At 70.9% G+C, this 22394-nt stretch carries 22 protein-coding genes and 1 pseudogene; 15 read left to right on the top strand and 8 right to left on the bottom strand.

Going from position 1 to position 22394, the window contains the following annotated elements; genetic code table 11:
• Position 1: 1 nt before the first annotated feature.
• The 9 genes from SSOG_RS38260 (at position 2) to SSOG_RS38300 (ending at position 8102) form a co-directional block, all read left to right on the top strand.
• Positions 2–1024 carry an NAD(P)-dependent oxidoreductase gene (locus tag SSOG_RS38260; RefSeq protein ID WP_009719674.1) on the top strand — a complete coding sequence of 341 codons (1023 nt, stop codon included), beginning with the start codon at positions 2–4 and terminating at the stop codon, positions 1022–1024.
• Positions 1021–1788 carry an SDR family NAD(P)-dependent oxidoreductase gene (locus SSOG_RS38265; RefSeq protein WP_009719675.1) on the top strand — a complete coding sequence of 256 codons (768 nt, stop codon included), beginning with the start codon at positions 1021–1023 and terminating at the stop codon, positions 1786–1788. Before SSOG_RS38260 ends, SSOG_RS38265 begins: the two co-directional genes overlap by 4 nt.
• Positions 1781–2785, top strand: coding sequence for a sugar phosphate isomerase/epimerase family protein (locus SSOG_RS38270; protein ID WP_208867404.1), 1005 nt, complete (start codon positions 1781–1783; stop codon positions 2783–2785). Before SSOG_RS38265 ends, SSOG_RS38270 begins: the two co-directional genes overlap by 8 nt.
• Before the next feature lie 44 nt (positions 2786–2829).
• Positions 2830–3582, top strand: coding sequence for an SDR family NAD(P)-dependent oxidoreductase (locus SSOG_RS38275; protein ID WP_009719677.1), 753 nt, complete (start codon positions 2830–2832; stop codon positions 3580–3582).
• Positions 3579–4358 carry an SDR family NAD(P)-dependent oxidoreductase gene (locus tag SSOG_RS38280; RefSeq protein WP_009719678.1) on the top strand — a complete coding sequence of 260 codons (780 nt, stop codon included), beginning with the start codon at positions 3579–3581 and terminating at the stop codon, positions 4356–4358. Before SSOG_RS38275 ends, SSOG_RS38280 begins: the two co-directional genes overlap by 4 nt.
• Before the next feature lie 36 nt (positions 4359–4394).
• The gene (locus SSOG_RS38285; protein ID WP_009719679.1) at positions 4395–5333 is read left to right on the top strand and encodes an alcohol dehydrogenase catalytic domain-containing protein; all 939 of its coding nucleotides are present in this window, start codon (positions 4395–4397) and stop codon (positions 5331–5333) included.
• A gap of 145 nt (positions 5334–5478) precedes the next feature.
• The gene (locus tag SSOG_RS38290; RefSeq protein ID WP_009719680.1) at positions 5479–6156 is read left to right on the top strand and encodes a 4-carboxy-4-hydroxy-2-oxoadipate aldolase/oxaloacetate decarboxylase; all 678 of its coding nucleotides are present in this window, start codon (positions 5479–5481) and stop codon (positions 6154–6156) included.
• A 14-nt stretch (positions 6157–6170) separates the two neighbouring features.
• Entirely contained in the window at positions 6171–7064 is an 894-nt protein-coding gene (locus SSOG_RS38295) for an NAD(P)-dependent oxidoreductase (protein ID WP_154686031.1), read from the top strand.
• 72 nt (positions 7065–7136) lie between these two features.
• Complete coding sequence (locus SSOG_RS38300) at positions 7137–8102, top strand: LysR substrate-binding domain-containing protein (protein ID WP_039939689.1); 966 nt, start codon at positions 7137–7139, stop codon at positions 8100–8102.
• A 16-nt stretch (positions 8103–8118) separates the two neighbouring features.
• On the opposite strand, the pseudogene SSOG_RS38305 reads toward SSOG_RS38300, so the two are convergent.
• A pseudogene (locus SSOG_RS38305) lies at positions 8119–8737 on the bottom strand (LysE family translocator).
• A gap of 175 nt (positions 8738–8912) precedes the next feature.
• Entirely contained in the window at positions 8913–9365 is a 453-nt protein-coding gene (locus SSOG_RS38310; RefSeq protein ID WP_039939691.1) for a winged helix-turn-helix transcriptional regulator, read from the bottom strand.
• A gap of 95 nt (positions 9366–9460) precedes the next feature.
• Between SSOG_RS38310 and SSOG_RS38315 the strand changes: the two genes are divergently transcribed.
• Complete coding sequence (locus tag SSOG_RS38315) at positions 9461–10681, top strand: MFS transporter (protein WP_208867405.1); 1221 nt, start codon at positions 9461–9463, stop codon at positions 10679–10681.
• 191 nt (positions 10682–10872) lie between these two features.
• Here SSOG_RS38315 and SSOG_RS58000 read toward each other — a convergent pair whose 3' ends face one another.
• The 4 genes from SSOG_RS58000 to SSOG_RS38330 form a co-directional block, all read right to left on the bottom strand.
• On the bottom strand, positions 10873–11610 hold the full coding sequence (locus tag SSOG_RS58000; protein ID WP_208867406.1) for an MFS transporter: 738 nt from the start codon (positions 11608–11610) through the stop codon (positions 10873–10875).
• Between the two features lie 129 nt (positions 11611–11739).
• On the bottom strand, positions 11740–12270 hold the full coding sequence (locus tag SSOG_RS58005) for an MFS transporter (RefSeq protein WP_208867407.1): 531 nt from the start codon (positions 12268–12270) through the stop codon (positions 11740–11742).
• Positions 12271–12389: 119 nt separating this feature from the next.
• Positions 12390–13334: a TIM barrel protein gene (locus tag SSOG_RS38325; protein WP_009719687.1), complete on the bottom strand. Its 945-nt coding sequence runs from the start codon at positions 13332–13334 to the stop codon at positions 12390–12392.
• 22 nt (positions 13335–13356) lie between these two features.
• Complete coding sequence (locus tag SSOG_RS38330; RefSeq protein ID WP_009719688.1) at positions 13357–14532, bottom strand: Gfo/Idh/MocA family protein; 1176 nt, start codon at positions 14530–14532, stop codon at positions 13357–13359.
• 149 nt (positions 14533–14681) lie between these two features.
• Between SSOG_RS38330 and SSOG_RS38335 the strand changes: the two genes are divergently transcribed.
• Positions 14682–15725 (top strand): LacI family DNA-binding transcriptional regulator, encoded by a 1044-nt coding sequence (locus SSOG_RS38335; protein WP_063631614.1) that lies wholly within the window; start codon positions 14682–14684, stop codon positions 15723–15725.
• Between the two features lie 12 nt (positions 15726–15737).
• Here the strand turns inward: SSOG_RS38335 and SSOG_RS38340 are convergent, their stop codons facing one another.
• Positions 15738–17708, bottom strand: coding sequence for an APC family permease (locus SSOG_RS38340; protein WP_009719690.1), 1971 nt, complete (start codon positions 17706–17708; stop codon positions 15738–15740).
• Positions 17709–17992: 284 nt separating this feature from the next.
• Here SSOG_RS38340 and SSOG_RS38345 point away from each other — a divergent pair, with 284 nt between their 5' ends.
• From SSOG_RS38345 to SSOG_RS38355, 3 genes are all read left to right on the top strand, one after another.
• The gene (locus SSOG_RS38345; RefSeq protein WP_009719691.1) at positions 17993–18553 is read left to right on the top strand and encodes a TetR/AcrR family transcriptional regulator; all 561 of its coding nucleotides are present in this window, start codon (positions 17993–17995) and stop codon (positions 18551–18553) included.
• Positions 18554–19326: 773 nt separating this feature from the next.
• Positions 19327–19620 carry a hypothetical protein gene (locus tag SSOG_RS55160; RefSeq protein WP_208867408.1) on the top strand — a complete coding sequence of 98 codons (294 nt, stop codon included), beginning with the start codon at positions 19327–19329 and terminating at the stop codon, positions 19618–19620.
• The gene (locus SSOG_RS38355) at positions 19610–20302 is read left to right on the top strand and encodes a M24 family metallopeptidase (RefSeq protein ID WP_039942419.1); all 693 of its coding nucleotides are present in this window, start codon (positions 19610–19612) and stop codon (positions 20300–20302) included. Before SSOG_RS55160 ends, SSOG_RS38355 begins: the two co-directional genes overlap by 11 nt.
• A gap of 132 nt (positions 20303–20434) precedes the next feature.
• Here SSOG_RS38355 and SSOG_RS38360 read toward each other — a convergent pair whose 3' ends face one another.
• Entirely contained in the window at positions 20435–21388 is a 954-nt protein-coding gene (locus SSOG_RS38360; RefSeq protein WP_009719694.1) for an AraC family transcriptional regulator, read from the bottom strand.
• Between the two features lie 96 nt (positions 21389–21484).
• Between SSOG_RS38360 and SSOG_RS38365 the strand changes: the two genes are divergently transcribed.
• Positions 21485–22318, top strand: a complete 834-nt coding sequence (locus SSOG_RS38365; RefSeq protein ID WP_009719695.1) for an NAD(P)H-binding protein — start codon at positions 21485–21487, stop codon at positions 22316–22318.
• Positions 22319–22394: the final 76 nt, after the last annotated feature.

Below are 22394 nucleotides of genomic sequence, written 5' to 3' on the forward strand. Positions count from 1 at the left end.
CGTGGTGTATCAAGTCGTGGTCACCCGGGGTTATGCCGATCCTGACGGGACCACCATCTTCGGCGACATCGGACTCTCCCGGCTGACCGGCGCAGGGCTCGCGTGGCGGGTGCTGGACGAGGAGGTCGAGGAGCTACGCCCCGACCAGCTCGACGAGGCGGACGCGGTCCTCGTCCTGGGCCATGAGCGGGTTACGGCAGAGTCGATACCGGACAACGGGCGGCTGCGGCACGTCGCGCGCTTCGGCGCGGGCTTCGACGCCGTGGACACCGATGCCTGCGCCCGGCGCGGGGTGCTGGTGACCAACACGGGCACCGCGGTACGACGGTCGGTGGCCGACTCCGTGATCGCGCTGCTGTACGCGCTGTCGCACCACCTCGTCGTCAAGGACCGCCTGGTGCGGGAGGGGCGATGGGCGGAACGCGGGGCGTGGCGCGGCTCGGGGCTGACCGGCGCGACGGTGGGCATCGTCGGACTGGGCGGCATCGGCCTGGAGACCGCGCGCCGGGTGCGTGCGCAGGGGCTGCGGGTGCTGGCGTACAACCGGAGCGACCGCAGCCGTGAGGCGGCCGAGGTCGGCGCCGAACTCCGTTCCCTGGAAGAGGTGTTGGCGGAGAGCGACTATGTGGTGGTCACCGTCGCCGCGAACGCCGGTACGCGCCATCTCATCGGGGACCGAGAACTCTCGCTGATGCGGCCGACCGCCCGGTTGATCAACGTCTCGCGTGGCGTGGTGGTCGACGAGGGGGCGCTCACCGCGCGACTGTCGGACGGACGGCTGGCCGGGGCGGGCCTGGACGTGTTCACCGAGGAGCCGCTGAAGGCGGACAGCCCGCTGACCGCGCTGGACAACGTCACCCTCGCCCCGCACTCCCTCTGCTGGACGGATCAGTACACCGCCGCCGTCTCGGCGAGCGTGATGGCATCGCTGATCGCCGTGAGCCGTGGCGAGCAGCCCGACGAGACGGTCAACGGGCCTTTCCCGAACGGTACGTGGCACGGCAACGAGAGGGACAGCACATGACGGACGACCCTGGCCGCCGCGGCACGGCGGTCATCACCGGAGCGGCGTCGGAGCGCGGCATCGGCCGCGCGCTGGCGGCCCGGCTGGCCGCCGCGGGCTGGAGCCTCGGCCTGCTCGACGTCGACCCGGAGGTCGAGAAGGTGGCCGCCGCGCTGGGCGCCGAACACGGTGTCGCGGCGGTCGGAGTGGCCGCGGACATCGCCGACCCCGCCTCGGTGGACACCGCAGTCGCCACGTTCGAGGCGGAACTGCCGCCCGTCACCGCGCTGGCCAACATCGCGGGCATCAGCTCGCCGGTGTCCTTCCTCGACGTGGACCTGGCCACTTGGGAACGCGTCCTGCGCATCAACGCCACCGGCACCTTCGTCGTGAGCAAGCGCGTCGTGCCCGGCATGGCGGAGCGCGGCTACGGCCGGGTGGTGAGCCTCGGGTCGACGGCGATGCAGAACGGTGGCGGTACGTACAGCAAGTCCACATACGCCGCGTCCAAGGGCGCGATGGAGGCGTTCAGCCGCGCGCTCGCGCTGGAAGTGGCCTCGTACGGAGTGACCGTCAACGTGGTCGCACCGGCCACCATCGACACCGACATCATGGGCGGCCGGATCACCGACGACCGCAAGCCCGCGTTCCTGGCGCAACTGCCGGTCGGGCGGCTCGGGACGACACGTGATGTGGCCGCGCTGATCGAGTTCCTCTTCGGCGAAGAGGCCGGGTACATCACCGGCGCGACCTACAACATCAACGGAGGTCTTCGCATTGGATAGGTCTCCCGCGCCCCCGGTGTCCGCGGTGCACACCGAGCGGCCGTCCCTGGTCGTTCCCTCCCGGCTCCCCGCGCCCCATACGCCCGAGGAATGGCCGATCGCCGCCGCCATGCTCCAGTTCGCGCCGCACGCGGCGGACGGCACCCCGGTGGAGAAGCTGGACCCCGACGAGTGGCGCCGTCTCCTCCAGCCCGTCGTCGACGAGGGGTTCACCCACCTGGAGCTGTCCACTGCCTGGCTGCCCCTCGGCGACCTGGACCGGGCCCGGCTGACGGCGCTCGGCGACGTCCTGGACGACGCCGGGCTCGCGGTGCCCGGGGTGGGTGTGGTCCGGCAGAGCGTCATCCACCCGGAGCGGGGCGAGCGCAACCTCGCCTTCTCGCACCGGACCATCGACGCGGCCGCCGCCCTCGGTGCGGACATCGTATGCCTCGGACTCCACGACACCCTGACCCCGGAGCAGCAGCGGGCGCTGTGGTTCTGGACGGTGCCGGGGGACGTGGCACCGCGTGATCCCGACGTGCGCGACCTGGCCGTACGCCGCTTCCGGGAACTCGGCGACCATGCCGCCGACATCGGCGTGGAGTTGTCCCTGGAGCTGTACGAGGACACGTACCTGGGCAGCGCCGACGAGGCGATCCGCTTCCTCGACGACATCGGACACGAGGCGGTGGGGCTCAACCCCGACCTCGGCAACCTCATCCGGCAGCAACGGCCCATCGACACCTGGGAGTACCTGGTCTCGGTCACCCTGCCGCGCACCAACTACTGGCACATCAAGAACTACGCGCGCCTGGAGGACCCCGCCACCGGCACCGTCCTCACCCACCCGGCCTCGCTCGAACTCGGCATCGTGAACTACCGCGCCGCCGTCCGCTACGCGATCGCCCACGGGTTCGGCGGCGCGTTCGTGGTCGAGCACTACGGCGGCGACGGCCTGAGCGTGGGCGCCACCAACGCCGCCTACCTCCGGCGTGTCCTGCCGCGTTCCAGCTGACCGCCCGCCCCCGACGTACGACAGGAGAACTGTGACATTCCCCCGTGAACGCACCGCGATCGTCACCGGAGCCCGCCTCCGAGCGAGGGATCGGCCGGGCGACCGCCTCCTGGCTCGCCGCCGAAGGCTGGTCGGTCGCCGTGTTCGACCTGGACGAGGCGGCCTGCCAGGACCTCGCCACCCGTCTCCAGGACGAGCACGATGTGCCCTGCCTGGGCATCGGCGTGGACATCCGCGACCGGGAGGCGGTCCGGGCGGCCGTGGACCGGGTGAACGGGGCGCTGCCGCAGCTCGTCGGCCTCGTCAACAACGCCGGGGTGAGTTCGCCCGTACCGTTCCTGGAGGTCACCGAGGCCGAATGGCAACGGGTGATCGACGTCAACCTGAACGGCACCTTCCACGTCACCCACGCCGCGGCGCAGATCATGGCCGGGCACCGGCTCGGCCGCATCGTCAACGTCTCGTCCGCCTCGGCCGAGCGCGGCGGCGGGGTGTACGGGCGCGCCGCGTACTCGGCCTCGAAGGCGGCGCTGCTGGGCTTCGCCCGCACGCTCGCCCGGGAGCTGGGACCGTACGGCATCACCGCCAACTCCGTGGCGCCCGGTTCCATCGACACCGACATCATGGGCGGCCGGCTGTCCGACGAACGCAAGGCGGTGCTGCTCCAGGAGCTGCCCGTCGGGCGGATCGGCACCGTGGACGACGTGGCGGCGGTCATCGCCTTCCTGCTGGGCGAGCACGCCGGATATCTCACGGGCGTCACCTACGACGTCAACGGCGGATCGCACATCGCATGACACACGACGACACCACCACAGAGGACACCACCGTGGACAACGACGTTCCGTTCACCGCCGACCTGACCGGCAGGACCGCCGTGGTCACCGGAGCCAGCAGCGGCATCGGGCATGCCATCGCCGACCTCTACTTGCGCAACGGCGCCACCGTGGTGGGCATCCACCGCCGCAAGGCCACGGAGCATACGGGGCGTTACGTCCCCGTGGTGGCGGACCTCGGCGATCCGGCGCAGGTACGCGCCGCCGCGGCCGAGGTGCTGCGGGACCACCGGGTCGACATCCTGGTCAACAACGCGGGGCTCAACCTCCGCCACCCCGTCGAGGACTTCCCGGTCGAGGACTGGGACCGGGTGCAGCAGCTCAACGTCCGGACGGTGGTGGAGCTGACGCAGGCGTTCGGCCGCCCGATGCTCGAACGCGGGTCAGGGGTGATCATCAACCTGGCGTCGATGCTCTCCTTCACCGGCGGGTTCACGGCCTCCGCGTACGCCGCGTCCAAGGGCGCCGTCGGGCAGTTCACGAAGTCGGTGGCCAACGAATGGGCGCCGAAGGGCGTACGGGTCAACGCGATCGCTCCGGGGTTCATCGCCACCGAGATGAACACCGCGCTCGTCGCCGACGAGACCCGCAACCGCCAGATCCTCGAGCGCATCCCGGCGGGGAGGTGGGGCACGGCGCAGGACATCGCCGGGGCCGCGCTCTTCCTCGCGTCCGACGGCGCCCGGTTCATCCACGGAACGGTGATCCCCGTCGACGGCGGCTACCTCGGCCGCTGAACCCGCTGACGTACCGCTGAAAGGAGCTTCACCGACATGAAAGCCGTCGTCGTCCACGGACCGGGGGATCTGCGCGTGGACGCGCTGCCCGACCTCCAGGTGGCGCCGGACCGGGTCGCGGTCCGCATCGTGTACGGAGGCATCTGCGGATCGGACCTGCACTACGCGGCGGACGGCCGCAACGGGCCGTACACCGTCACCGAGCCGCTGGTGCTCGGCCACGAGGTGGTCGGCGTCGTCGCGCGGTCCGGCCGGGACGTACGGGACGACGCCCCGGCCGTCGGCACCCGCGTGGCGCTCCACCCGGCGACGCCCTGCGCGCCGCCCGATGCCACCGGCGCCACCGGACTGCATCTGCGCCCCGGCGGTACGTACCTCGGCAGCGCCTCGACCCAGCCGCACACCCAGGGTGGTTTCGTCGAGCTGCTGGAGGTGCTGCCCGGGCAGCTGCGGCCGCTGCCCGACGGACTCCCGCTGCGCCGGGCCGTGCTCGCCGAACCGCTGGCCGTCGCCCTGCACGGGGTGACGCAGCTGGGCGAGCGGGTACGAGGCGCACGGGTGCTGGTCAGCGGCGCGGGCCCGATCGGCGCCCTCGCGATCGCCGGACTCCGGCACGCCGGTGCCGCCGGGATCGTCGCCGCCGACCTCCAGGACTTCCCGCTCACGGTCGCGGCGGCGGTAGGCGCGGGGGAGACCGTGAACCTGTCCGCCGGAGATTCCGTCCCGGAGTCCTCCTTCGACGTCGTGGTCGAGGCGGCGGGGGGCCGTGCCCTCGCTCGGCACCGCGTTGAGCGCGGTGCGCCCCGGCGGCGCCGTGCTGCATGTACGGCATGCTGCCGCGCGAACCGGAGCCGGTCGCCATGGCGACCGTCATCGTCAATGAGATCGCGCTGTTCGGCTCGCAGCGCTTCGACACCGAACTCGACACCGCGATCGCCGTCCTCGCCGCGGATCCGTCGCTCGACGCGGTGCTGAGCCATGAGTTCGCCATCGACGAGGCCGCGGCGGCCTTCGGCTGTGCGGCGGACGCGTCCCGGTCGTCCAAGACGGTGCTGCGGATGTCCGCGGACCCCCAAGCCTGACCCCACCGAACGAAGCCCCGAACGAAGGGAAGCCCGCCATGATTCATGTCCGTACCAAGATCGACCGCCCGTCCGCGGACGTGGTGGCCGCGCTCGGCCAGTTCTCCGCCGCCACCATCCACGAGGCGCAAGGGCGCAAGGGCGCGCTGGCGCACCGGCTGAAGCCCGTGGACCGCGCCATGTCGTTCTGCGGCCCCGCCTTCACCGTCGAGGCGCAGGCGGGCGACAACATCATGGTCCAGGTCGCGATCTCGTACGCACAGCCCGGCGATGTCGTGATCGTCGCCGGTTCGGAGTTCGAACAGGCGGGCTCCTTCGGGGATGTGCTCGCCACCGCGTGCAAGAGCAAGGGGCTGGCCGCGTTCGTCACCGACTCCGGTGTGCGCGACAGCGCGGACCTGCGGACCCTGGGCTTTCCCGTGTTCTCCGGCTCGGTCTGCATCGAGGGAACGGTCAAGGAGACCCTGGGCCCGGTGAACCGGCCGATCTCCATCGGCGGCCGGATCGTCCGGCCCGGCGACATCCTGCGCGGCGACGCCGACGGCATCGTCGTGGTCGACCCGCTGGAGGCGGAGGAGGTCGTACGGCTCTGCCAGCAGCGCGAGGACCACGAGGCCGGAATCCGCGAGCGGCACCGGCGCGGTGACGCCACGCTGATCGAGGTGCACGGCCTCGTGGAGAAGCTGAAGGCCAAGGGTCTGGTCGTCGAGGAGTAAGAGGGGTGAGAGGAGTGAGCGGCCCCGCTGTCGGTGTGATCGGCCTCGGCCCGATGGGTGCGCCCGTCGCCGGACACCTCGCCCGCGCGGGCTTCCCGCTCCAGGTGTGGAACCGGACCCGTGCGAGGGCGGACGCGTTCGGGGACCGGGCCGTCGCCCACCCCGAGGAGCTTCGCGCGGAGATCGTGCTGTCGGCGCTGCCGGACATCGACCACTTCGACGCGGTCGCCCCCGACCCGGTGGTGCGCCGCTGGGCGGAGCACGGGACCACGCATGTGGTCGTGCTCAGCACCACGTCCCGGGAGAAGGTCCGGGTGCTCGCCGAACGGCTCGGCCGGTCCGGTGTCACGCTGGTCGACGCGCCGATGAGCGGGGGTGACGCCGGGGCCCGGGCGGGCACGCTGAGCCTGATGGTCGGTGCGAGCCCGGAGGCGTACGGCCTGGTGGAGACGGTGCTACGGTCCTTCGCCACCACCGTCGAGCACATGGGCCCACCCGGGGCGGGCACGGTCGCGAAGCTGTGCAACCAGGTGATCGTGGCGGCGACGCTGGTGTCCGTCGCCGAGGCCCTCGACCTGGCCCGGCGGGCCGGACTCCAGGGCGAGCAGCTGGTCCGCGTACTCCAGGGCGGCCTGGCCGCCGGTGCCGTGCTGGACGCCAAGGCCACGAAGATCCTCCACCGGGAGTACAGCCTCGGTGGAAGCGCGGCCAACCAGGTCAAGGATCTCCGGTACGCGGCCGAACTCGCCGATGAACTGGGCGCCGGGCTGCCGCAGACGCGACGTACCGGCGTCCTGTTCGAGGAGGTGCTCGACGCCGGGCTCGGCGGCGCGGACCACGCCGCCGTCTACGAGGTGATCTCGCGTGCGACATGCGCGCCCGTTCCGCGGACCGATCGCGAAGGGTAGGTTCACCAGCGTGCTTCGTGCCGCGTGGCCGGGGCCCATGGTCGGGGTCGTCGACCGGCGAGGAGGAGCGCGATGGACACCCGCAGACTCGCCTACTTCGTCCGGGTGGTGGACATCGGCAACATCACCCGGGCCGCGGACTCGCTGCACATCACGCAATCGGCGCTCAGCCAGCACATCTCGGCGCTGGAGAACGACGTCAAGACCCGCCTGCTCGAACGCACCGGGCGCGGTGTGGAGGTCACCCCGTCCGGACGCTCCCTCTACCGCTACGCACAGGGCATCCTCCGTCTGGAGAAGGCCGCCCGGATCGATCTGCACGCCGGGAGCGACACCCCGGCCGGACTGGTGACCGTCGGCCTGGCCTCGTACAGCATGGCGCCGGGCCTGGCCGTGCCACTCCTGCGGATGGTGCGCGAGCGGTATCCGAACATCCACCTCCAGCTGATCCAGAACCTGACGGTGGTCATGAGCCAGGCCGTGCTGCTCGGCCAGGTGGACATGGCGCTCATCTACGACCCCGGCTATGTGAAGGGGCTGGGGGTCCAGCAGGTCCTGGAGGAGGACTTCCACCTGATCACCAGCGCGAAGATCCCGCCGATCGCGAGCCGCGGTGACACCGTCACGCTCAAGCAGGCGAGCCGGCTTGGCTTCATCCTGCCGAACGAACTGCACACCGTGCGGCGGATCACCGACGCCGCCTTCCACGCCGCGGGACTGCACTGCTCGGTCGTCGCGGAGGTCGAGACGGGCATGGTGCTGCGAGACGCCGTGGTGAGCGGCCTCGGCGCCACGGTGCTGCCGCTCAGCGCCGCCAAGACCCACTTCGCCCCCGACGAGATACGCGCCTACCGCTTCGCCGACGGCCGGCTGCGTACCGCCATGTCCCTGTGCACCCCCGAGGTGCAGCCGCTCTCGGACGCCGCCGCGCTGGTGGCGGACCTGCTGTGCCAGTCGCTCCAGGAGAGCCGGGACTGCCAGGCGCCGGTGACGACGCGCATGAAGGCGACGGGCCCGGCCTCCTCGTTGCGGACCTGATCCGGGGCGGGGCTCGTCAGCCGACCAGGCGTTCCACCAGCAGGAACACGCCGATGGCGATCATCATGGCACCGGAGACGCGGGTGACGGCCCGGGCCGCCGAGGGCCGGGTCTTCAGGACCGTCCGGGCGAGGACACCGACGCCGAGATAGACCAGGGCGCAGGCCGTCATGTGGAGCGTGCCCAGCAGACCGGTCTGCGCGGCGACGGGCCAGCCGCCCGCGGGGTTGATGAACTGCGGGAACAGCGAGAAGTACAACAGCAGCGCCTTGGGGTTGAGGCCGCTGATCCCGATCCCCTTGAGCATGATCTGCAAGCGGGAGGACCCCATGGCCTCATCGGAGGCCGTCAGGGTGGCGGGCTGCCGCAGTACGCCGCAGCCCAGCCACACCAGATAGCCCGCCCCGGCGACGGTCAGCGTAGTGAGCACGGTCGTCGAACTCGCCACGATCACCACCAGGCCCGCGACGGCGAGCAGTGTGTACCCCACGTATCCCCGCTATCAGCCCGGCGACCGCCGGAACCACCGACCGGTCCCGCAGCCCGGCCGAGATCGCGTACGCCCAGTCGGCGCCCGGGGTGAACACCAGCAGCAGATCCACTGCCAAGAAGGCCGCCAGCGTCGTCATGTCCATCGATCGATCCCTCGCATTTCGTGCTCTGAGAGGGAAGGCTAGGCGGAAATGCCCCAAAGGTGTTTGCGTTCTTGCCCCGTAATGGCGGGTGTCGGGGGAGAAGTTTTTGTACAGGTGTCATGTGTTGGGAGATTCTTGCGGAGCCGCCTGTGTGCTCAGGGCGGCTCCGGCTGGATCACTCGTCGGAAACCTTGTGCACGGTGGTGTCGCCGGGGTTCAGTCGCCGCCCGTCCGCGGACAGCACTTCCAGCGCGCGCAGGGGGTGTCCCTGGTGGCGGTCGACCAACTCCGAATGCGGTTCGCCGGGTTCGAAGAAGTTCTGTTCGCCCCACTGCCGCAGCGCCACGATGACGGGGAAGAGCGCCTCGCCCTTCGGGGTCAGCACGTACTCGCGGTAGGCGCTGCCGTCCGAGGCGGGGACGGATTCGAGGACGCCACCGGCGACCAGGGTGCGCAGCCGCGCGGAGAGGATGTTCTTCGCCACGCCGAGGCTGCGCTGGAACTCCCCGAAGCGTCGGCTTCCGTCGAAGGCGTCCCGCACGATCAGCAGGGACCACCAGTCGCCGATCGCGTCCACCGATCGGGCAACAGGGCATGCGCTGTCGTCGAAGCGCGTCCTGGTCACCATGGGTTCCTCACTCTCACGACGGTTGCAACATGCTACCAAGCGGGATACCGTCCGCCACTGGTAGCAAGATGAAACCAGAGTGTGGGGGAGTGCTGATGCCCGGCAACGGTGATGCGGTGACACGACGGGCCGAGGCCCGAAGCGGGGAGGGTGCCGCGTTCGTCCTGTCCCGAGGCGTCGTCCTCCTGTTCGCCGTCGCCTGCGGGACCGCGGTGGCCAACGTCTACTTCGCCCAGCCGCTCCTGGTGACCATGGGCCACGACCTCGCCATGAGCCCGGCGCTGGTCGGCAGCGTGGTCACTCTCACGCACGTCGGATACGGGCTGGGGCTCTTCTTCCTCGTACCGCTGGGCGACGTGGCCGACCGCAGACGGCTCATCGTGGGCCAATTGCTGCTGCTGGTGGTGGCGTTGGTCGTGGTGGCCACCGCCCATACGGCGGCGGTCCTGCTCGCGGGTATGGCCGCGACGGGGCTTCTCGCGGTCGTCACACAGACGTTGGTGGCCTTCGCGGCATCACTGGCCCCTCCCGCCGAGCGCGGACGGGTCGTCGGCCTGGTCACCAGCGGTGTGGTCATCGGCATCCTGCTCGCCCGCACCGCGTCCGGCCTCATGGCCGACCTCGCGGGCTGGCGCTCCGTCTACCTCGCCTCGGCGTCGCTCTCCGCCGTGCTCGCCCTGGTCCTGCACCGAGTGCTGCCGCGCCACGGTGGTGCTCCGCCGACAACCCTGGGCTACGGACAGCTCCTGCGCTCGACGGTCACCCTGTTCGCACGGGAGCGACTGCTGCGGCTCCGGGCCCTGTTCGGCCTGCTGATCTTCGCCGCCTTCAGCACCCTGTGGAGCAGCGTCGCGCTGCCGCTCAGCGAGGCCCCGTACTTCCTGCCGCACAGCGCGATCGGGGCGCTGGGGATGATCGGTGTCGCCGGTGCCCTGGCCGCGACGGTGGCGGGTCGCCTGAACGACCGCGGGCTCTCCCGGCGGACCACCGGCATCGCCCTGGCCCTGCTCGCCGTCTCGTGGCTGCCCCTGGCCTTCACCCGCGGCTCGCTCTGGGCCCTGGCCCTCGGGGTGGTCCTTCTCGACCTCGCCGTGCAGGCGGTCCATGTCACCAACCAGACCCTGATCTACGCACTGCACCCGGAGGCGGGCAGTCGGCTGATCGGCGGATACATGGTCTTCTACTCGATCGGCAGCGCCACCGGCGCCATCGCCGCGACCTCCCTCTACGCGGTGGCGGGCTGGGGCGCCGTCTGCGCCCTGGGCGCCGGGTTCAGCTGTCTCGGGCTCGCGCTCTGGGCGCTTATGACGGACTGATATGCAGACCGTGCACTCGGTCGGCAGCCGTGGTGCGACACCACGATGGCCCTGGCGGCCCGAGTGTTGGGTGAACCCCCGCCGACCGACGGCGCGCTCGCCAACACCGAGGGCGCTGTGCCTGGCGCTGCGAGCGCGCCGACGCCACCATCGACGACGTAATGGTGCGCCGCACCGGGCGCCGGGCCCGGTCAGCCCCCGCGAACCGTGCGGAAGTGTTCTTCGATCTGCTCGAGGCTGCGGTTACGGGTCTCGGGCAGGCAGCGGACCAGGAAGACGACCGTGACGACGTTGACGGCGGCGAAGAGGAAGAACGTCACGCCGCCGAGCGCGTCGATGAGGGAGGGGAAGGTCAGGGTCACCGCGGCGTTGCTGAGCCATTGGGCGAAGACCGCCAGGCCCGTGGCCAGGCCGCGGACGCGCAGGGGGAAGATTTCCGACATCATCAGCCAGAAGACCGTCGCGACCATGCTCTGCATGAAGAACAGGAACACCAGCATCAGCGCGAGGACGAGGTAGCTGCGGAAGGACGAGTCGGGGAGGCGGAAGGCCGCTCCGAGCAGCAGCAGCGCGCCGACGAGGCCGGTCTGACCGGTGATGATGAGGCGCCGTCGGCCGTGGCGGTCGATGAGTTTCATGCCGATCAGGACGGCGAGTACCGAGACGACTCCATTGCCGATGGTGGCGGTGAGGGCGGCCTGGGTGCCGAGTCCCGTGCTCTGGAGGATCGTCGGGGCGAAGTACATGATCGAGTTGACGCCGGTGAGCTGGACCGTGATCCCGAGGGTCACCCCGATCACGACGATGCGGCGGATCCAGGGGGTGCGCAGGTCGCGCAGTCGGGCGCGGGTCCGGTCGGACCGGGTGGCCAGGTCGCGGATCTCGGACAGTTCGTGCTCGACGTCGCCGCCGCGGATGCGGCGCAGCACGGCGCGGGCGTCGTCCCCGCGGCCGCGGCCATCAGCCAGCGCGGTGACTCCGGCAGCAGATGACGCCGAACCAGAGCAGCACGGCGGGGACGTGTCAGGTCCAGCATCCACCGCCAGGCGTGTTCACGGTCACAGACCGGCGATCACGGCATTGCTGGTGTACGCCAGCAGCTGCCCGACCACGATCATCAGCTCGTTGCGGGTGACCAGCCGTCCGCGCGCCGCCGCGGGCGCCAGCTCGGCGATGAACATCGGCACGGTGGTCGAGGCGCCGCCGACGGCGAGACCGAGCACCAGCCGCCAGGCGATCAGTACGCCGGTGGTCGGGGCCAGGGCCGTACCCAGCGAACCGATGAAGAACAGGACGGCGAGCAGCCGGATCGTCCGGCGGCGGCCCCAGCGGTCCGCCATGCGGCCGCCCCCCACCGCCCCGAGTGCCGCGCCGAAGATGACCGCCGACGCCACGACGCCCTCGGACGCGGGGGTCAGGCCCAGCCCGCCTTCTTCCGGCGTCCGGGTCAGGAACGGCAGCGCACCGGATATCACCCCGGTGTCGAAGCCGAACAGCAACGCTCCCAAGGTGGCGACCGTCGCGATCAGCCGTATGTGTCTGGTCTCCTGAGTGTTCGGGGTCTCCTGCCGGGTGACGACCTGCGACATCGGTTCTGCCCTTCCTGGACGGCACATGGGGTGAGGGGCCGCGTCCGGGTGGGTGCGGCACGGGCCGCGCCGCACCCACCCGGCTCGCGTGCATCGCGTGTTTCGCGTGTGAGGCGGCGTCAGCGGCGGTGTCCGCCGAGACCCTGCTCGGTGTAGTAGCGGCAGGTACGGGTCTCGACCGGCAGCGGGGTGCCGGGCGGGGCCGGGTACATGTCGTGTTCGACGATGGCCGTGAGCGGGACGCCGAGCGCGTCGAGGTCGGCGAGCAGCGGTGGCATCTCCGGTTCCCCGCCGGGCGGTTCGACCATGGCCCCGTGTTGTACGGCCTGCGCGAAGGACATGCCCTCGGCGCGCACGCGTCGCAGCACATCCGGATCGACGGACTTGAGGTGTACGTAGCCGATGCGGCCGGGGTGCTCGCGGACGATGGTGCGGTTGTCGCCACCTGCGTACGCGACGTGTCCGGTGTCGAGACAGAGCGAGACGGTGTCGGGGTCGGTGACCTGAAGGAAGCGCTCGATCGTGGGTTCGGTGTCGACGTGGGCGTCGGCGTGGGGGTGGAACATCTGCCGCACCCCGAACTCCTCCTGAAGGACGCGCCCCAGCTCGGAGTGTCCCTCGCCGAGCACCTGCCACTGCTCGTCGGTCAGCTCCGCGGGTTCGACCAGCCGGCCGGTGTGCAGGTCGGTGTACATGGCGGGCAGGGTGATCAGGAACGGGGCGTCCAGGGCGGCGAGCAGCGCCGCAATCTCGCGGCACTCGTGCACGGCGGCCTTCAGCGAGTCCCCGCCGCGGTGCAGATGGGTGCCCGCGGTCGCGCCGGTCAGGATGAGGCCACGCCTGCCGAGTTCGTCGCGCAGATGCTCGGGATGGGTCGGCAGATAGCCGTACGGGCCCAGTTCGACGGCGGTGTATCCGGCCTGGGCAGCCTCGTCGAGGAACTGCTGCCAGGGCACCTGCCGCGGGTCGTCGGGGAACCAGACGCCCCAGGAGTCGGGCGCGGTGCCCAGACGCAGATTGCTCAGTGCGGATGGGGTGGGTGAATGGACTTCGTCGCTGTTCATGGCGTTCCCTGTGGTCCGGAGATCAGGCGGCCACTGCCGACGTGGTGTTCCGGGTGGCGGAGCGGGTCACGGCCTCCAGAACGTCGAGGTTGTGCAGCCCTTCGGCGAAGGCGGCGCAGCGGGGGATCTCCTCCAGCCCGGCGACCTCGTCGAGGAACGCGCGCGCCTGGTACACGAAGCTGTCGTTGTGGCCGACCCCGATGCCATTGGCGTCCATGGCCATCCCACCGGCGATGTACGGATGCTCGACACCGACGATCACCCGCCGGAAGCCGTTGACCCCACCGGGCAGATCGCCGGTGGCGATCGCGAACTCGCCCGGCCGGCTCTGGTCGTAGGAGAGCGCGCCGTTCTCGCAGAACACCTCGAACTTGAGGGTGTTGGGGTGTCCGAAGGCGATACGGGAGACGCTCAGATCACCGGTGGCGCCGCTGGCGAAGCGGGCGCAGTAGCTGGCCCAGTCATCGTTCCCGACCGGTTCGCGCTCGTCGCTGACCTCGACGTGTGCGTGTCCGACCACATGACCCAGCGGCAGTGGCCGCTCGGTGATCGTGGTCGAGAGCGCCGCACCGTGGACGGTCTCCACCGGTCCGAGCAGGAACTCGGCGACGTCGGTGAGGTGGCTGCCGAGGTCGGCCAGCGCACCCGAGCCAGGACCGCCGCGGTAACGCCAGCTCATCGGGGCCTGCGGGTCGCTGCCGTAGTCCGTCCAGTACTGCGCGCTCACGTGCAACGGGCGGCCCAAGCGGCCGGACCGCAGCTGCTCCCGCACCGCGCCGATGCCCGGGGCCCGGCGGAAGGTGAAACCCACCCGGGCCACGATGCCCGCCTTCTCGGTGTCGGTGATCATCGCGCGGGCGTCCTCGGGGGAGGGGGCCAGGGGCTTCTCGCACAGCACGTGCTTGCCCGCCGCCGCGAGCTCCCGGACGATCTCCCGGTGCAGGTCGTTGGCGACGACGACGCTGACCACATCGATGTCGTCGGCCTTCACGACCGCTTCCCAACTGGTGTCGGCGCGCTCGAAGCCGTAACGGGCGGCGGTGTCGCGCGCCAGGTCCCCGTTCAGATCCGCGATGGAGACCAGCCGTACGGGAGGCAGCCCGGCCGAGAAGACCGTGCCCGCGGACCGGTAGCCGTGAGCATGGGCCCGGCCTGCCATTCCCGCTCCGATGACGGCGACGCCGATGTCCTGACTCATGTGAACTCTCCACGTTGCAAAGGCAGTGAGACCGGTGGTCCACCGGTCTGGATCGATCTACTAGATCGAGCTACTAGCTCGATCTAGTTTTGGTAGTCTGAGGAGCGTTCCCCCGGGCGTCAAGGGGTGAGCGGAAGGGAGTTCGTCCGATGGCCGGGCAGGACCGAACGCGCGGCAACGCCCCGGGCGGCCGGGAGCGCAAGCCGACGATGGCCGACGTGGCCAGGCATGTCGGGGTCTCCCGCGCCCTGGTGTCCATCGTGTTCCGCGGCGCCGAGGGCGCGTCCGAGGCGACCAGACAGCGGGTCCTGGAAGGTGCCGCCGCACTCGGCTACCGGCGGGACTCGCTCGCCCGGGGGCTGCGCAGCAACCGCACCCGCAACCTCGGAATCCTCTTCGACCTGCGCCGTCCCTTCGAGGTCGAGTTCGTCGAGCACACCTACCCGGCCGTGGAGAAATACGGCTACCACCTGCTCCTCGGCGCGGTCACCCCCCATCGGAACCAGGCCCGCGTGGTGGAAGAGCTGCTGACGTACCGCTGCGAGGGGCTGATCGTGCTGGGGCCTGAGCCCGACGGCGACCGCCTTGAATCCATCGCCGACGAAGTACCCCTGGTGGAGGTCGGGCGCGGGGTCACTCCGGGGCGGGTCGACGTGGTCCGCAACGACGACGCGCTCGGCACGCGGCAGGCCGTGGACCATCTCGTCCACCTGGGCCACCGCGCCATCGCCCACATCGACGGCGGCACCAACCCGGGAGCGCGGGACCGTCGCGCCGGATACCGCGAGGCGATGACCGACCACGGCCTGGCCCACGAGATCCGCGTGGTGGCCGGTGGCTACACCGACGAAGCCGGGGCGACGGCGGCGCGCCAACTCCTCGCCGAGGGGCTGCCGACCGCGGTCATCACGGCCAACGACCAGGCGGTCATCGGCCTGCTGGACGTCGCGGTCAGGGCCGGTCTGCGCATCCCCGAGGACCTCTCGGTGATCGGATACGACGACTCCCGGTTCCTCAGGCTGCCCGGGATCGACCTCACGTCCGTCCGTCAGGACATTCCCGCGATGGCCGAACTCGCGGTCCAGGCAGCGGTCGAGCGGATCGAGCTGCCGGAGACGGAACCGCGGAGCGTCGCCCTGCCGCCTCAACTCGTCGTGCGCAATACGACGAAGACACCGAAGAACGCCGAGTAGGGACGGAGCGCGTCAGCCGACGTGGACGTGAGGGCGGCGGGCGCGGTCGGGTTCGGCTTCGCGGAGGACTTCGCGGGTCACGGGGGCGACCTCGCCCTGGCCGAACAGGAAGAACCGCAGGAACTGGGCGAAGGGGCTGCCTTCGGTCCACTCGAAGTAGATGTGCGGCCTGCACCCGGTCTCGTCGCGTACGTGCAGCAGCAGGGCGGCCAGTGAGTTGGGGATGCTGGAGCCGTCGAGGGTCAGGACGCGGTAGCGGCCGTGCAGCACCTCGCCCCGTACCCGTACCGCGGATTCGAAGTCGGAGGGGTCGCGGACGGTGACCTCGACGAAGACGAGGTCCTCTTCCGCCGGGATGTCGTTGTCGGCGCGTATCTGCTGGGTCTTGTCGCGGTACTCGGCCGGGTCGCGGTTGTCGGGCTCGTTGGCGATGAACCGTATCCGGCGGGTGGCGGTGTCCCGGACGAAGCGCTCGGCCAGGTCGTCCAGCTCCATGTCGGTGACCCGCAGCTCGAAGGCGCGGGCGAGCCGGGACAGCAGGGACACCGCGATAATGCCCGCGATGAAACACGCGCCGATCTTCACACCGTCGGGGCGTTCCACGACGTTGACGGCCGTGGTGTAGACGAAGACCACGGAGATGGTCCCGAAGGCGATGGTCCAGCCCCGCTGCCGGGCGCGGCGGGCGGCGATGGTGACGGCGACGGCGGCGGAGGTCATCAGGACCAGCACTCCGGTGGCGTAGGCGCCGCCCTGGGCGTCCACGTCGGCGCCGAAGATCCAGGTGACCAGGAAGGCGATCAGGGTGAAGACGAGCACCATGGGGCGGACCGCGCGGGCCCAGTGCGGTGCCATGCCGTACCGGGGCAGATAGCGCGGCATGAGGTTGAGCAGTCCGGCCAGCGCGGAGGCGCCCGCGAACCACAGGATGCCGATGGTGGCGGCGTCGTAGACGGTGCCGAACACCGAGCCCAGGTACTGGTGGGCGAGGTAGGCCAGGGCGCGTCCGTTGGCCGGGCCGCCCGCCTTGAACGCGTCCTGCGGTATGAGCAGGGTGGTGATGAAGCTGGTGCAGATCAGGAAGCCGCTCATGATCACCGCGGCGGTGGTGAGCAGCTTCCGGGTGTCCCGGATCCGGCCGGTGGGCCGCGCCTCGGTGTCGCCGGGGTCGCCCTGGACGTGGGGCATGACCGCCACGCCGGTCTCGAACCCGGACAGGCCGAGGGCGAGCTTGGGGAAGACCACCAACGCCAGCCCGACCATGACCAGGGGGTTGCTGTGCTGGGCGGTCAGCGCCTGCGACCAGTCGGTGACGACGTGGGCGGCGGTGGCCACATGCCACAGCCCGACGATCACCACGACCGCGTTGAGCGCGAGATACGCACCCACCAGGGCCACCGCCACGCCGATGGCCTCGGTGAACCCCTTGAGGAAGACGGCGCCGAGCAGGGCCACCAGACCCATGGTGATGGCAACCTCATGGCCGTGGAGGAGGCTGGTGAAGTGCGGGTTCTCCACCAGGTGGGTGGAGGCGTCGGCCGCGGAGAGGGTGATCGTGATCAGGAAGTCCGTCGCGGCGAAGCCCAGCAGCGTCAGCACGAAGAGCTTGCCCTGCCAGAACGACAGCAGCCGCTCCAGCATCGCGATCGACCCCTCGCCGTGCGGGCTCTCCTTGGCCACCCGCCGGTACACCGGCAGCGCCCCGGCCAGGGTCACGGCCACCAGGACGAGCGTGGCGATCGGGGAGAGCAGCCCGGCGGCCAGGGCGGCGATACCGGGCTGGTAGCCGAGCGTGGAGAAGTAGTCCACGCCGGTCAGGCACATCACCCGCCACCAGCGCTTTCCCTGGTGTCCCTCGGAGGGCTGGGCGTGTGGGCCCGGCTGGCGCTTGGCCATATCGGCCAGGCCCTCCAGCATCCAGGACCGCAGGCGACCACCGGAAGGGTTCTCCGGAGGGGTCTCCACATCGGTGGAGGTTGCCATCGTGCACTCCTGTCACATCACAAGGAACAAGCCGCTCAAAGAGCGGTCCGGCCAGCGTAAGCGCCGCTGTCCGGCATATGGGGGTCAGGGGGGTTGCGTTACGGAACGTCCTCGGCGGGTCACAGGTGCCGAGCGCCGTCAGCTTTCGCAAGTGCGAGGGATTGATGGCCTGTTGGCTTGCACAAGCTGGGTGATCAGGCGGCATGGGTCGTATGTGCGTTTGGGCGGGAGGTCGGTTCGGGTACGGTCACCCGGGAGTACGTGAAGAACATCAGGAGAGGCTCATGAGCGCGCCAGCACGCCGTACGGATGCGGTGCAGAACCGGACCCGCATCGTGGAGGCCGCCCGCGCAGCCCTCGCCGAGTCCCGCCACGTCCACCTCAACGAGATCGCCAAGCGCGCCGGGGTGGGGCAGGGAACGCTCTACCGGAACTTCCCCAACCGCGAAGCGCTCCTGGCCGAGGTCTACCGGCGCGACGTCGAAGAACTCGTGAGCGCCGCCTCCGCCCTGCTGGCGGAGCACGAGCCCGTGGAAGCCCTGCGCCACTGGCTGGACCGGGTGATCGACTACGCCGAGATCAAGCGCGGCGTCCTGGCGGCGCTGGAGCCGGTGGCCTGGCAGGATCTCGTCGCCCACAGCCACAACCCCATCGAAGGCGCCCTCGCTCAGCTGCTGGACGCCGGGAAAGCGGCCGGTTCCCTCCGCACGGACGTGGACGCCCACGGGGCCCTGCTGCTCATCGCCTACCTCGGCCGGCTGGAGCGGGGTGAGTGGGAGTCGACGGCACGGCCCCTGATGAACGTTATCCTCGACGGCCTTCGCCGACCGGACGCGGACCGGTGAGCGCGTTCCGTCAAAGGATGTACATGCGTTTCCTCCCCTAGGACGACGGTCATGACGTGGCGGCAGGTGAGGCTGGAGAGCGCCTGAGACGCCCAGCCGCGAGCCGAGAGCCGGGAGAACCATGTCCGCACTTCGCCACCGAGTATCCGTGTCCGACCGTGGCGGGGCCGTGGCCCGGGCCCTGGGCGGTGGCCTCGTGATGGCCGTGGCGCTTGGTGTCGGCACCGGGCTCGGCCCGGCCCTCGCCGACGCCTGCGGGGTCGGCGGCTTGTCGGCTCGGCTGGTCCCCGCAGCGCTCGTCAGCGCTGTGGCCGTACCCCTGATCCTTCGCGTGGCACGCCCCGGTTCACTCGGTTTCGGAAACGCGGGCTCGCGTCTGCGTGCCTTCCTCATCGGCGTCGGCGTGACGGCCGCCGCGGCGGCGCTCGTGCTGGGCGCGGGCACGGCCGCCGGGATGCTGGAGTGGGCGCGACCCGATCCCGCGGCCCTCGTCGGCTTCGTCGTCTCCAACGCACTGGTCGCGTTCCTGCTCGAAGCGCTGCCCGAGGAGACCACGCTGCGCGGCTACGCCTGGACGTCACTGCGCGAGCGGTTCGGGGCGATGGGCTCGGCGCTGGGCACCACGGCAGTCTTCCTGTTGGTGCCCGGTGTCTCGACGGTGGTGGAGGCCGGGGTGGCGCGGCTGGTCGGCGAGGAGCCTCCGCCGATCGGGCCGGCGCCTTCCGGGCCAGCATCCGGTCGACTATCTCGTCCTTCTGACCGTGTTCGGCCTGATGCTCGTCGCCGCCAGGACGGCCGTGGCCGGGGCTCCGCTGTGGGCCACGATAGGCGCACACCTCACCTTTCTGACCATCAACCGGGCCGTGCTGGAAGGCAACGAGCGCGATGCGGGTGTGTCCGTGGACCAGACGACACCGGACGCGGTGCTGCTCGTCCCCGCGTATCTGCTGGTCGCCACCGTCGCGTTCCTCGCGTATGGCCGCATCGCACGTCGGGGCTCCCTCACGGCCTCATCCGATTTGCCGCGGCCTGATGGGCAACCGTACGTTCGCCACCATGGCGGATGACGAACACACGCGCGCGGCGCGGTTGCTGGAAGCCCAGGCGAAGGCGGAACGGCTCTTCGCGGAGGTCGAGGAGCGTGGGCTCCTCGCGCCCGGCGAGGGCGAGCGGGCGGTCAGCGACCGGATCCGGGATCTGGCCAACGAGATGTTCGGTACGACCCGCCACTGGCACAAGCGAATCGTGCGCTCGGGGCCGAACACGCTGATGCCGTACCGGGAGAACCCGCCGGACCGCGTGATCGGCGCGGACGACATCGTGTTCGCCGACTTCGGGCCGATCTTCGAGGAGTACGAGGCCGACTTCGGGCGGACCTTCGTCCTCGGCGACGACCCGGTCAAGCAGCGCCTGCGGGACGATCTGGCCGAGGTCTTCGCGGCGGGCAAGCGTTACTTCGAGAGCGACCCGGACATCACCGGGAAGCGGCTGCACGCCGAGGTCGAGCGGCTGGCCACCGAGGCCGGATGGGAGCTGGGCGGCTGGCACGCCGGACACCTGGTCGGCGAGTTCCCGCATGAGACGATCGACGGCGCGGACACGGAGTCGTACATCACCCCCGCCAACGACACCCCGCTGCGCCGCACCGACAAGTCCGGGCGCCACTGCCACTGGATCCAGGAGATCCATCTCGTCGACCGGGAACGGGGATTCGGCGGCTTCTACGAGCAACTGCTCACCCTGAGCTGATCCACCTCTCTACGCCCCTCCGCCCCGCCCGCGGGAGCGGGCCTGATGGAGCCGGACCTTGGCGCGGTTTCCGCAGCGGTCATCGAGCACCAGCGCCGGTTTCGACGACTACCGCGCCTGAGGCGGGTGGATTCAGGCGTTCGAGCCGGTCGCGGTGCGCCGGAACTCGCTCGGGTTGGCGCCTCGTACCCGCTTGAACGCCGCGCTGAACCCGAACGGGTCGGCGTACCCCACGGTGCGGGCGATGTCCGCGATGGTCGCGGCCTCCTGCTCGACCAGGAGGTCGGCCGCGAGCGTCATGCGCCAGCGGGTGAGGTAGGTCAGCGGCGGTTCGCCGACCAGGTCGGCGAACCGCTTGGCCAGCGTCGAACGCGACACCCCGGTGCGGTCGGCCAGCGCGGCGACCGTCCAGGGTGCCGCCGGTTCGGCGTGCAGCAGGCGCAGCGCGTCGCCGACCACCGGGTCCCGCTGGGCGGCCCACCAGGCCGGGGGCTCGCCGCCGGGCCGGTCGAACCACTCCCGCAGCGTGCAGACCAGCATCCAGTCCAGCAGCCGGTCGAGGACGACCTGTTGGCCCGGCGTGTCGACGGCGACCTCGGCGGCGACGTGGTCCAGCACGGCGTCGGCCGTGCCCCCGGCGCCTACGCGCAGTACGACGGGCAGCGCGTCCAGCAGTCGGCGGCTGATCTCGCCGCGCACCGGATAGGCGCCGACGATCAGGGTCGTCGCACCGCGGCCGTCACCGGCGTCGTCCTCGCCGCAGTCGTTCCAGCCGAGCCGGTGCCGGGTCCCGCCCTGTTCGGGCGTCGCGCAGTGCTCGCCGCATGCGAGCGGTTCGGCCGGGGTGTGGAGCTCGTCGACGAAGGTGAACGTCGCGGGGCCGCGTACGACGATCGTCTCGCGGGCGCGAAGCAGCTCGGGCGGACGCCCCTCCGGCACGATCCAGCCCGCCCCGGTGAGGACGGTGCACAGGGTCAGCGGCGCGCCGTCCACGAAGTGGAGGGCCCAGGGCGGGGTCAGGGTCGAGCTGCCGAACAACGAGCCGTGGGCTCGTACCCCCCGGATCAGATCACTGAACGCGTCCACCTCAGCGAGTCTAGACGCATACGTTGAGACGAATACACAGGCGATCCGGCTTCTTGCCCATGGGATCGTCCGAGTCGGCCGTGTTCAATCGACGTCATGAGCAACAGCAACGACACCACTCTCGTCCTCGGCGCAACCGGCAAGACGGGGCGGCGGGTCGCCGCCCGGTTGCGGCTGCGCGGCACGCCGGTGCGCGCCGCCTCCCGATCGAGCCGGACCCGGTTCGACTGGTCCGACCCCGGCGGCTGGGACGCGGCCCTGCGGGATGTGGCCGCCGTCTACGTGGTGGCCCCGCAGGTGCCGGGCCCGGTGCACGAGTTCGTGGCCCGGGCCGAGGCCGCCGGAGTGCGGCGGCTGGTCCTGCTCTCCGGGCACGGCGCGGACACCTGGGGCGACTCCACGTTCGGGCTGGACATGCGGTCGGCCGAGGATGCCGTACGCGGCTCGGCGCTGGAGTGGACCGTCCTGCGGCCGTCGAACTTCGCCCAGAACTTCGACGAGGACGTCTTCCACGCCCCGCTGGTCGCCGGGGAACTGGCGCTTCCGGCCGGTGCGGTTCCCGAGCCGTTCATCGACGTGGAGGACGTCGCCGACGCCGCGGCCGCGGTGCTGACCGAGCCCGGTCGGCACGCCGGACGGATCTACGAACTGACCGGACCGCGTGCGATCACCTTCGGCGAGGCCGTCGAGCTGATCTCCCGGGCGTCCGGGCGGGCCCTCACGTACCGGCGGATCTCGCCCGCCGAGTACGCCGCGACGCTGGTCGGGGAGGGCTTGAGCGAGGACGACGCCCACCACGTCGCCGAGATGTTCGTGATGATGGAACGCGGACTGATCGCCGCGACGACGGACGACCTCGCCACCCTGCTGGGACGGGCGCCCCGGACCTTCGAGGACTACGTGGTGCGGGCCGCGGCGGCGGGGGCCTGAGGGCGATGATCGGCAACTAGGGAGAGACCTCAGTCGGGCAGTTTCCGGAAGGACCCGTGCAGACCGACCCCCGAGA

Source organism: Streptomyces himastatinicus ATCC 53653 (genome assembly GCF_000158915.1).
GTDB classification, from domain to species: domain Bacteria; phylum Actinomycetota; class Actinomycetes; order Streptomycetales; family Streptomycetaceae; genus Streptomyces; species Streptomyces himastatinicus.